Consider the following 11,593-nt stretch of genomic DNA (forward strand, 5'->3'; position numbering starts at 1 on the left):
GATATAACCAATCCTTTAAAAGGCCGACCAGATCTTAAAGGAGACTTGTTTCTGGATTTTGGCTTTAATATGCTAAATAATAGACCGGAGGAAATGAACTCACGTTTTTTCCCTTCAAAGACTGTTAACATCTATTTTCAGCGTCCTATCAATTTAGGAGAAAAGTCTGGCTTCACCTTGAACCCCGGTATAGGGTTTGGCTTGGACAAACTTGCTTTTAAGAATGACATGATGTTAGTCAATGATCCCGACAAAGGAACAAACTCCAGTATGTTGGTAGATGTAGACGACGTCTATGGAGAAGGCATCTCTATTGAGAAAAACACAACAGCACTAAACTACATTGATGTCCCTATCGAATTGCGTTATCACTTTAATAGGAGTGATTACCAGCAAGGTTTCAGGATAGCATTGGGAGGAAAAGTAGGAATGCTATATGAAGCACATACTAAGGTGAAATATACAGATGCCGATGGATTGACCCAAAAAGTAAAAACATCTGGAGATCTTGGACTAAACAAATTCCGCTATGGGGTATACACGAGAGTAGGTCTCGGAGGATTTAACCTATGGGCTTATTACGGGCTAAATGAAGTCTTTAAAACTGGCCAAGGACCTTTCGAAACAGAGACAAAGCAATTCAACTTTGGAATGTCTGTAGCGCTGTTCTAAGCACACACCTCAAACTCATAAAAAAAGTCCTCAATTTTGATTGAGGACTTTTTTTTATGAGTTGAACCTTGGTTTTCTTTTTTCAATAAATGCGGTGATTCCTTCTATAAAATCCTGATGCTTGCCCGCTTTATGCTGATAGACCATTTCCATATCCAACACTTCTTGCAGCGACATCCCCGCAGATTCGTGGAGCATCTCTTTAATCAAGCCTACTGCATGGGCAGATGCATTCACATAAATCTCCACATATTGACTTATTGCGGCATCCAACTGGTCATGTTCTACAGCTTTATTGACCAATCCTATCTTTTCAGCCTCTTCGGCATACACTTTTCTACCGGTAGTTGCCAATTCAAATGCAAGTGGATACCCAATCCTCTTTGGCAAAAAGTAATTACCACCAGCATCCATCACTAATCCAATATGGGCAAAAATTTCGGGAAGATATGCTTCTTTGGACGCAACGATTACATCACTTGCCAAGGCCAGGGAACACCCCGCCCCTGCAGCCAATCCATTTAACTTACAAATAATGGGCTTCTGAAGAGCCTGCATCTTCAAAATAAGTGGATTATAATAATCTCTAATTATTTCCCTAAATGGAATGGCTTCCAAATCCTGCCCTACGGCCTTTAAGTCCTGTCCGCTACAAAATGCAGCCCCCATTCCTGTCAACACAACACATCGTATTTCACTACTCTTACCTGCTTTCTCAAAAGCAGCAAACAATTCCTTCAGTACCTCAAGGTTCAAAGCGTTATACACTTCGGGTCGGTTAATAACAATTTCCACCCAATACTCCTGTAAGGTGTAATTGATGTGTTTAAACTCCATACCAAATCACAATAGAAAGTAATAAAACGAGATAAAGCAAGTAGCAAATCCCAAACAAAAACCAGCAATTAACTCTCCCGGTCTATGGGCATTTAAATACAGCCTGCACGATCCGACAATACCGCAAAGCATTACCGTAAAGATCATGGGATATAGCAACTGGCTGGAAGGATACTTCCAGCTCATCACGATCGTAATAGCCAGTAAACCCGATAGTCCTGTCAAATGTGCACTGATTTTCCAAAAAAAAGTCACCAAGGTCAACAGGATAATGGTCCCTGTAATGGCTATGAGACTGTAGACAATCAACTCGTCGTAGTTGAGCCGGGCATAAAAGAAATACGTTACCATTACATAGAAAACGCTCACCATGACAAAAGGCACAAAGCGATCTTTTTTACCCGCCATATGGATACTAGGAATAGCGCTCATGTACCGTAAGCCAAATACGCTGAGCATCGGGATAAGCCATGTAGTCACCACTACCATCAGCAACATGGAGCCCTTTATTTCATCAGGAACATGCGTGGCATCAGGAATCAGGTACAAGACCAAGGCAAACACCATAGTAGGCACTACCAATGGCTGAAACAAAACAGAAAGGATAAGTGCTATCTTTCGGTACACTATAGTTCTTTTCTTAGTCTGGCCACCGGAATTTGTAGCTGTTCTCTATATTTTGCTACTGTCCTACGGGCAATATTATAACTTTTTTCATTTAATAGTTTTACGAGTTTATCATCTGAAAGCGGTTTTCGTTTATCTTCATTGTCCACCAGTTTTTGGAGTACGCTTTTCACCTCTCGGTTACTTACATCCTCTCCTCCTTCTGTGGAAATCCCCTCTGAGAAAAAGTATTTAAGTGGAAACACCCCAAACTCGGTTTGAATAGCCTTACTATTGGCCACCCTGGAGACTGTAGAAATATCCATATCGATCCGTTCAGCAATATCCTTTAGGATCATTGGTCTAAGCTTAGTCTCGTCACCTTCTTCAAAAAACTCCTCTTGGTATTCCAAAATCGCATGCATGGTCTTTAGCAGCGTCTGTTGTCGCTGTTTGATGGCATCAATAAACCACTTGGCTGCGTCTAGTTTTTGCTTCACAAAACTAACCGTATCCTTTAGCTTCTTATCTTTCTTATCGCTCTTATCATAGGCCTCGAACATCTCTGAATATGATCTACTAACCCGAAGTTCTGGTGCATTTCGGGAATTTAATGTGATCTCAGGTTTTCCGTTGACCATATTAAGCAGGAAATCAGGAATAATATACTGTGTCCGCATCAAGCCATCAGAACCTCCTCCCGGTTTGGGGTTAAGCCGGGTAATCATCTGGATAACTTCTTTGAGGTCATGTTCATTCAGATTACACTTCTTCAAGATTTTATCGTAATGCTTCTTGGTAAATTCGTCAAAGCAATCATTCACCACCTTGATTGCTTTTTGTACCACTTCATCTTCTTGGTGCTCTTTTCGTTCGAGTTGGATAATCAGGCACTCCTGCAGACTTCTCGCAGCAATTCCTGCTGGATCAAAGTTCTGTATCTTCCTGAGCACTTCCTCAACCTCGTCCAAATCAGTCTCCACATTTTGGCTAAAGGCGAGGTCATTAATTATAGCCTCTAAATCACGCCGGATATAACCATCACTTTCAATACTACCAATCAATTGTTTACCGATCAGTTTCTGATGGCCATCCAACCTCAAAAAACTAAGCTGGGAAAGCAACTGCTCGTGCAAGGACGTACCACTAGATAGGGGCATTTCCCGCTCTTCCTCATCTGGCGAATAGTTTCCATCCCCCTGCATCTTATAACCTCCATAATCATCCGATAGATAATCATCCAAGTTGATATCTTTATCCTCCTTACTTTCTTCTTCGTAGTTATCTGGCAACACCTCTTCCTGCCTGTCATCCGTCTCCTCTTTACCTTCTTCCAGTGCCGGATTTATTTCCAACTCTTCTTCCACTCTCGCTTCCAATTCGGCTGTAGGCACTTGCAGCAATTTGATGAACTGAATCTGTTGGGGACTCAGCTTTTGGGAAAGCACCTGATTTAAATTTAATTTTTGCATATATCGCTTCTACAATCGTTCCTTTAAGATAAAAACTTGAGTCTAGCCGGGCTCCGTTAATAAACCCAATTCACATATTCAAATTTAGGAAATTACAGCAAAATTTTGACAAAAAGGTGATTATATCGTTTTTTTGCATTCCATTTTAAAACATTGATTAGCTTTAAATCTTGAAAACTAAGATTTAATGTTTCAAACCTTCGATTCCTATGGCATTCAACAAACGATCAAAGATAAAATTATTGCTTGAAAGCAACAAAATAGGTGAAAAAATCACCATCATGGGCTGGGTGCGCACTAAAAGAGGCAATAAAAACGTCTCTTTTATTGCCGTAAACGACGGATCCACCATAAGTAATTATCAGGTTGTTGCTGACCCTAATATCATCAATGAAGACATCCTTAAGCGGATCTCTACTGGCGCCTGTATAAAAGTTTCGGGAGAAGTGGTAGCCTCACAAGGGTCCGGACAAGACTCTGAAGTGATCGCTGAAAACATAGAAGTACTTGGAGAAGCTGATCCGGAAAAATACCCTCTTCAACCCAAAAAACACTCCATGGAGTTTCTTAGGGATATTGCCCATCTTAGGATGCGAACCAATACATTTGGAGCAGTTTTTCGTGTACGACATGCCTTGGCCTTTGCGGTACATCACTACTTTAATAAAAAAGGTTTTTTTTACATCCATACACCTATCATCACAGCATCAGATGCTGAAGGAGCAGGCGAGACGTTTAAAGTAACGACATTGGATCTCAAAAAAACTCCACTTACTGATAACGGGGCCATTGACTATTCCAAGGATTTCTTTGAAAGGGAAACCAACCTTACGGTATCTGGTCAACTGGAAGGTGAATTGGCGGCCATGGCGCTGGCTGAGATCTACACTTTCGGGCCTACATTCCGTGCAGAAAATTCCAATACGACCCGCCACTTGGCTGAATTTTGGATGATCGAACCCGAAATGGCCTTTTATGACGCTGAAGATAACCAAGACCTGGCAGAAGACTTCCTGAAGTCCATCATTACTTATGCCATGGAGCACTGCAAAGCTGACTTAGAGTTCCTTGATAAAAGAGCTGCCGAGGAAAATGCCAAAAAACCTGTCAATGAACGAACTGACCTTGGCCTACTGGATCGCCTTAGGTTTGTGGCCGAGCATGCTTTTGAGCGTGTCACATACACTGAAGCCATTGATATTCTCAGAAATTCCAAGCCAAATAAAAAGAAAAAATTCAATTACCTCATTGAAGAGTGGGGCACTGACCTCCAATCTGAACATGAGCGATTCTTGGTAGAAAAGCACTTCAAAAAGCCCGTTATCCTTACCGACTATCCTAAAGACATCAAGGCTTTTTACATGAAGCAAAATGATGATGGAAAAACGGTCGCAGCCATGGACATTCTATTCCCTGGCATTGGTGAGATCGTTGGCGGCTCACAGCGAGAAGAAAACATGGAAAAACTCACTGGCAGAATGGATGAAATGGGCATAAGTCAGGAAGAACTTTACTGGTACTTGGACACCAGGAGATTTGGCGCCACACCTCATTCTGGTTTTGGTCTTGGTTTTGAAAGAATGGTGCAATTTGTCACTGGAATGGGTAATATCCGAGATGTAATTGCCTTCCCAAGGACTCCTGGAAACGCAGAGTTTTAACCCAAATCAATCCTGTGTATAGCGAATAAAATCAATAAAGCCTGAAGACACTCCACTTCAGGCTTTATTGATTTTATTCTATCCCGGATAATAAAACACCTCACTCGGAAGAGTAGATTTAACCCGGATTATGCGTTAGGAATCGTAGTGAGAGCTGAAATTGCAAGAAAATCAGTTAGTTTGGAGGCATTAGCGTAGCACCGCTACGGTTATGCCAAAAACTAAAGTGAAACGGCTGGTTTTGAAGCAGTTTAAGGTCGCAACAGATAGGCTAATGCATATTCCGGGTTTAATATTGATCCTCTTTAGCCTATATTACAATCAGTCAATCTTAAGTACCAAGTAACTTTTAGGAATAGCTCTGACAATGTCAGTGGCAATCGTCCCTCTTTTTTTGTAAACTGAAGCGATTTCTCCAGCCAGGCCGTGCTGGTAGACTCCACACAAAGTGGCGTTCTCTACAGAATACCCTTGCCCCAAAAAAGAAGTGATCATCCCAGTAAGAACATCCCCCGCCCCACCTGTTGCCATATGTTTGTTTCCTGTAGAGTTGAAAAATTGCCTGCCATCTGGAAAAGAAATGCACGTATGAGCACCTTTAAGAACGACTATACAGCGGTATTTTTTAGAAAAAACCATCGATTTGGACAAACGCTCCTTATGATTGGTGCAAGCCCCTACCAATCGTTCAAATTCTTTTAAATGTGGTGTTAAAACACAATTCTCGTCCAATTCATTCAACAGCTCTTTTTCCTTGGCCAATATGTTGATGGCGTCCGCATCAATCACCTTTGGTCCGTGATACCGGGTAAAAAAATCTTTTAAAAATGATACCGCATCCGAATTGGTTCCCATACCAGGGCCTACCCCTATTGCATCAAACCGTTTTAGTGAATCCTGTGGATAAGACTTACCCAGGTTATTTTCTGATTCAGCAGAAAGAACTTGTGCTTCCGGCAAGGCAATTTGAATGATATTCACTCCACATTGAGGAACTAAACAGGCAGCCAAACCACTCCCTGTACGTAAAGCCGCCTCAGCTGACATTTTGATTGCACCCATTGACCCGTAACTTCCTCCAGCTAACAGCACCCTTCCAAAATCTCCTTTATGCGAAAACCTACTAAAACTAATATGCCTATCTACAACATCCTTCTTTTGCAAATAGAATTTGTTTTCTGAAAACTGACTTAAAAAATTACGGTCAATGCCTATATTCACCACATGTAATTTACCTACGAAAGCAGCATGCTCTGGAAACATGAGGGAAAACTTTGGAAACTGAAAACTTACCGTAACATCTGCCCGAAAAGCCTCACCTTTCAGGCATTCATCGGAAGGTAATCCAGTAGGAATATCCACGGCAACCTTACTTACTTCAGAAAGCCCATTGAGCTTGGTGATCATATGAAGAATATTTCCTTCCAAGGGTCTGTTTACACCTATCCCCAACACGGCATCGATCACAACATTAAGATCAAACTCCATGTGCTTAATATCCTCATCATTCATGGTAATAGCGGGCAATTTATCAGGCAATAGCTCTCGGTTTAGCCTACAGTCTGCTGAAGCACGATCAAAGTCACCAACCAAAAAAACGATGATATCGTAACCTTTTCTCCACAGCAACCTACCAATTGCCAATCCATCACCTCCATTATTACCATGACCACAAAAAATCCCCACCTTGTCATTTCGATGATACTTCTTTTCAAACCATCCACAAAATGCCTGTGCGGCATTTTCCATTAGACGGTGAGAGGAAATCCCCCTATCCGCAATAAAATCTGCATCGAGCTTTTTGACTGACGATCCGGAGATTATTTCTAGCATCTTATTTTTATTAAGCTTTCACTAATTTATATTCGGGAAAGGTCACCCTAAACAGGAACAACATACCAATAATAAAAAAAATACCAAGAACTAGCGAGCTATCCCTCATACTTCCGGTATATTTCTCAATAAAACCATACGAAAATGTTCCAAACACAATAGCTATCTTTTCAGTAACATCATAAAAACTAAAATATGAGGCATTATCCTGACTTCCTTCTGGTATTAATTTGGAATAAGATGACCTGGAAATAGCCTGAATACCTCCCATCACCAAACCCACTACAAATGCCAGGCCATAAAATTCAACTTCGGTAGTCACAAAATAGGCTGATAGGCAAATCCCTACCCAAATAAAAACCATACTCATCAAGGAAAGTTTATTCCCCCTGGTCTTAGCTAACCAACCAAACAAATAACTTCCCGCTATCGCCACTACCTGGATGATCAAGATAGTTACAATCAACTTATCTCCTGCCAAATTCAACTCTTTATCTCCAAAAGAAGCAGCCATATACATGACCGTTTGTACTCCCATACTATAAAAAAGAAAAGCCAACAAGAACTGCTTAAGTTCTGTCCGTTTGGATACAAGCCCAAAAACTTTACGAATCCCCTTATATCCAGACCAAAAAAGTGACTGTTCCGTAAGATTACTTTTGGTATGCTTAGGCAAGTACTTAAATGGAATCGATGCAAAACCTAGCCACCAAATACCGGTGATCAAAAATGACCACCTGGCAGCAGAACTCCCATCTTCTAACATAAACCATGAAGGTTGCTGAATCATCACTAAATTAATGACCAGAAGAATAACACTCCCTATATACCCAAGCGCAAAACCACGGGCACTCAAAATATCATACTCTTCAAAAGTACTGATCTCCGGAAGGAAGGCATTGTAAAAAACAATACTTCCTGCATAGCCAACACTTGCCAAAACACTAAAAATAATACCAAGCTCTAAGTTGCTTCCATCGAAAAAAAATAACCCCATGCATGATGACGCCCCTAAAATGGCAAATATTTTCATAAACAATAACTTCCTACCGCCCGAATCAGCCATACCCGACAGAAGCGGAGACAAAAAAGCTATAACCAAAAACGAAAAAGAAATGGACCATGAATACAGTACCGTATTCACTATCTCAACTCCAAAAAATGTAACTACATCTCCCATTTCTTGCGAAGAAGTGGCATTATTAAAATAAACCGGAAAGATAGTTGAAGTAATGACCAAGCTATATACAGAGTTTGCCCAATCATACATCGCCCATGCAAATTGGACCTTCTTTTTATTTGGTACCATCGTATACAATGCTGTTTAAAACCAAAAAAAGCTATCCGCTTTTGCGGATAGCTTTTTTTCACTAATCAATATTTTTATTAATCTTATTGATCAACTTTCCCTACAGAAGCATACAGGATTTTCCTGGCATCAGCTTCTCTCAGTTCTGACTGAATATCACCTATAGGTCCCATTTTCACGTCCCTATCAGCTTTTAAAGATACATAAATTTGATCTCTCTCAGCTTCTGATAATTTATCCTTTTCTTGGTTTACCCAAAGGACAATATCATTGGTAGTGATCAATGCATCATTAGCTTGTATCCTAGGCTCTGTACCATAGACACTGGGATTTTTGGGTTTTCCTATAAACAAATAAGAAATCAACGATTTTTTCTCAAGCTTCTGAAGCTGCGATGCCTGTGGCAACTTTTGCTCTACTAAAAGCTCTTGCTCTCTCAAAACGGTCGTTACCATGAAGAAGAATAAGAGCATAAAGATGATATCTGGCAATGCAGAAGTCGGGATATTTTCTTCGGTCTTGGTTTTTTTCTTAAACTTTGCCATAATTATTCTCCTCCTTTATCTGGTTCTGCAATTGAAATCGCCATAGGAATATTTTCCTTACCTCTATCCATAAGCTCTTTTTCAGCAGCAGTTCTACTGGACAGTGCCCTGTATTCATCTGCTGTAAGGCCTACTCTTTCGGCATAGATTTCATAATACGCTTTCTTCACTTTGTCAAGTACCTCCAAGTAGAGGTCATAACTTGTACCACGATTTGTCTTAATGGACACTACTGCCTCATTTGGATGGTCGGAAGATTCAGGATCTCTATTTGCCTGCCCTTTAAGAACGGGTGGCAAGCTATTGAACAAATCAATATTCTCCTGATCCGGCTCACCGAAGTTCATCACAAATTCTTTGACTTCCTGATCCAGACCATCTGAGTTGTCCCTGAAATCATCCTCTACCAAGAGTTGGTCATTTGAGTTGATCAATATCTTAAAGATATTTCGCTCATTTTTATCAACTTCTGGTGGTGGTTGATTAGGATCAAGCTTTGGCGGTAGTACGTTGGTAATACCTTTGTCAGAAGCAATTGTCGTAGTTACAAGAAAGAAGATAAGTAGCAAGAAGGCGATATCCGCCATGGATCCTGCATTTACCTCCTGACTCATTCGGCTTTTCTTTCTTGGCATACTAAATTACTTTATAAGTTTATTAAGTTCTGTCGCTACAATACCGACAAGCGCTAGGGCGAACAATGCATAGGTAGTGAATAATATACCACCTACAGCCTTAGAGCTTGATTCGGTGATATTAAAAGGTGCCACGGCATATTTCGGAGCCACTTCATCACTTGCTAGAGAGTAAGCAAGGAAGAACAGTACGGCCACACCGATCACACCAACACCTATCTTAAGCAAACTTTTAGGATTATCAATTGATTTAACCAAAGGCATTAGAATTGCTGCTAGAGCGCCCAAGCCAATCAAAAGATATCCTACATATAACATTATATCGTAAGAATCCATATTGTTAAGTTCTTTGGTTGGTTGTATTTAATTAATCAATTTTTTAAAGCAACTGGCGACCTATTACTTAGTCAGCTTGTGCTTCACAAGGATATCAACCAAAGTAATGGAAGCATCCTCCATATCGTTTACCAAAGAATCGATCTTCGCTACACAATAGTTATAGAAAAGCTGAAGGATAATCGCAACGATCAAACCAGCAACAGTGGTCAAAAGGGCGATTTTAATACCACCTGCTACAAGGGATGGGGAGATATCACCGGCTGCCTCAATAGAGTCAAATGCACCGATCATACCAATTACCGTACCCATGAAACCAAGCATTGGTGCAAGGGAGATAAATAGGGAGATCCATACCAATCCTTTTTCCAAACGGCCCATTTCAACAGAACCATAGGCAATGATTGATTTCTCTACCATTTCGATACCTTCTGAGTATCTCATCAAGCCTTGGGTAAAGATGGAGGCTACTGGACCTTTTGTGCTCTTAGTCACGTCCTTAGCAGCTTCGATACCACCTTGATCAAGTGCATCTTCTACTTTAGCAAGAAGCTTTTTAGTGTTGGTAGTAGCAAGGTTCAGGGTAATGATTCTTTCCAATGCTACTGCAAGACCCAAAATCAAACAGATCAATACAGGAGTCATGAAAGTAGGATCACCTTCGATGAACTTGTCTTTGATTATTTGGTGAAATGGCTGTTCTTCAACTACAACTTCATCATCTGTAACTACAGGAGCAGGGTCAGGAGCCGGAGCTGCTGCTTCCTCCATCATTTCAGTAGTGTCTCCTGCAGAAGCTTCTTCTGAGGCGTCTTGTGCTTTTGTAATAACCGGAGAAATAAGCATTCCGGTAAGCATGAACAAAGCGATTAACTTTTTCATAATTTAGTTTTTAATAGACTTTAAATAAAGGTTAAACGGTTTCTAACTTTAATATTGAGCTTTTAAAGATATAATTTTTTCAATTCAAATAACAAGGGATAATGTTATAATTTTTTTCACCTCGCCTTTTTAATAAATGTTCTTACAAGGTAACTATCTTTTTATGAACTAAAAAAGCTTTACTTAATAAGAATGATTAGTGGTAATATATAAGAGATGGAGTAGTGGAAAGAAAGAACTTTTTTAACAATGGGCAATTAAGGGGATTTCAAAATATCTTTTCTTCAAGCTTTACGGCTTCAGCTAACCTCCCTAATATTAATTCTATAAATCTTCCGTTGGTCAATTGAAACCTTTAAAAGACGCCATAGAGGAGGGGGCTATTCGTGCCCGCTTGCCATGCTATACCACCTCTCGTGAATCTCCCGATGGTCGATTTCAAACCCGAGGGTTCTCATCCCTTCCATTTTACTGGAACCGGATATCAAAACCTATTGTGATTTCGCATCGCCAAAGGCAGAATTTACGTTGCAGAGAGGAAGGGATTCGAACCCTCGATACCCTTTAGGGGTATACACGCTTTCCAGGCGTGCTCCTTCGACCGCTCGGACACCTCTCTGTGTTTTTTTGGTCTCAATTGAGGCGACAAATAAATATATAATATTTAGTTCCTGCAAGGAAAACAGTGCTTAATTTCCCCCTTAACATTTGCTATTTTTCTTTTACGGCCTTCCAAACCCCACTACACTACTGAAAATCAAAAGATTGCTTTTACTAAATGTTTTTCCATTTTAAGCACCCAAAA

11 protein-coding genes and 1 tRNA gene (1 of these 12 cut by a window edge) are annotated in these 11,593 nt (G+C 40.4%); 2 read left to right on the forward strand and 10 right to left on the reverse strand.

Going from position 1 to position 11,593, the window contains the following annotated elements; all coding sequences use genetic code 11:
* Window positions 1-672 carry the 3' portion of a porin family protein gene (locus tag DN752_RS06895; RefSeq protein ID WP_112783262.1) on the forward strand. It extends 66 nt beyond the left edge of the window, so the window shows 672 of its 738 coding nt (coding positions 67-738); its start codon lies off the left edge, out of view; its stop codon occupies window positions 670-672.
* A gap of 54 nt (window positions 673-726) precedes the next feature.
* Here the strand turns inward: DN752_RS06895 and DN752_RS06900 are convergent, their stop codons facing one another.
* The 3 genes from DN752_RS06900 to rpoN are packed head-to-tail and all read right to left on the reverse strand — an operon-like array spanning window position 727 to window position 3,587.
* Complete coding sequence (locus tag DN752_RS06900; RefSeq protein WP_112783263.1) at window positions 727-1,509, reverse strand: enoyl-CoA hydratase/isomerase family protein; 783 nt, start codon at window positions 1,507-1,509, stop codon at window positions 727-729.
* 6 nt (window positions 1,510-1,515) lie between these two features.
* The gene (locus DN752_RS06905) at window positions 1,516-2,136 is read right to left on the reverse strand and encodes a PA-phosphatase (protein ID WP_112783264.1); all 621 of its coding nucleotides are present in this window, start codon (window positions 2,134-2,136) and stop codon (window positions 1,516-1,518) included.
* Window positions 2,136-3,587, reverse strand: coding sequence for an RNA polymerase factor sigma-54 (rpoN, locus tag DN752_RS06910; protein ID WP_112783265.1), 1,452 nt, complete (start codon window positions 3,585-3,587; stop codon window positions 2,136-2,138). Before rpoN ends, DN752_RS06905 begins: the two co-directional genes overlap by 1 nt.
* A gap of 209 nt (window positions 3,588-3,796) precedes the next feature.
* On the opposite strand from rpoN, the gene asnS reads away from it, so the two are divergent.
* Window positions 3,797-5,248, forward strand: coding sequence for an asparagine--tRNA ligase (gene asnS / locus DN752_RS06915; protein ID WP_112783266.1), 1,452 nt, complete (start codon window positions 3,797-3,799; stop codon window positions 5,246-5,248).
* Between the two features lie 321 nt (window positions 5,249-5,569).
* Here asnS and DN752_RS06920 read toward each other — a convergent pair whose 3' ends face one another.
* From DN752_RS06920 to DN752_RS06950, 7 genes are all read right to left on the reverse strand, one after another.
* Entirely contained in the window at window positions 5,570-7,081 is a 1,512-nt protein-coding gene (locus DN752_RS06920; RefSeq protein ID WP_112783267.1) for an NAD(P)H-hydrate dehydratase, read from the reverse strand.
* Between the two features lie 10 nt (window positions 7,082-7,091).
* The gene (locus DN752_RS06925) at window positions 7,092-8,390 is read right to left on the reverse strand and encodes an MFS transporter (RefSeq protein ID WP_112783268.1); all 1,299 of its coding nucleotides are present in this window, start codon (window positions 8,388-8,390) and stop codon (window positions 7,092-7,094) included.
* 83 nt (window positions 8,391-8,473) lie between these two features.
* A complete protein-coding gene (locus tag DN752_RS06930) occupies window positions 8,474-8,935 on the reverse strand; it encodes an ExbD/TolR family protein (protein WP_112783269.1) in 462 nt (153 codons plus the stop codon).
* 2 nt (window positions 8,936-8,937) lie between these two features.
* Window positions 8,938-9,570 (reverse strand): ExbD/TolR family protein, encoded by a 633-nt coding sequence (locus DN752_RS06935; RefSeq protein ID WP_112783270.1) that lies wholly within the window; start codon window positions 9,568-9,570, stop codon window positions 8,938-8,940.
* 6 nt (window positions 9,571-9,576) lie between these two features.
* Window positions 9,577-9,906, reverse strand: coding sequence for a hypothetical protein (locus DN752_RS06940; RefSeq protein WP_112783271.1), 330 nt, complete (start codon window positions 9,904-9,906; stop codon window positions 9,577-9,579).
* 63 nt (window positions 9,907-9,969) lie between these two features.
* A complete protein-coding gene (locus tag DN752_RS06945) occupies window positions 9,970-10,788 on the reverse strand; it encodes a MotA/TolQ/ExbB proton channel family protein (protein WP_112783272.1) in 819 nt (272 codons plus the stop codon).
* 531 nt (window positions 10,789-11,319) lie between these two features.
* Window positions 11,320-11,407: transfer RNA gene (locus DN752_RS06950), tRNA-Ser, on the reverse strand.
* Window positions 11,408-11,593 lie beyond the last annotated feature (186 nt).

It is taken from the genome of Echinicola strongylocentroti (assembly GCF_003260975.1).
GTDB lineage: Bacteria > Bacteroidota > Bacteroidia > Cytophagales > Cyclobacteriaceae > Echinicola > Echinicola strongylocentroti.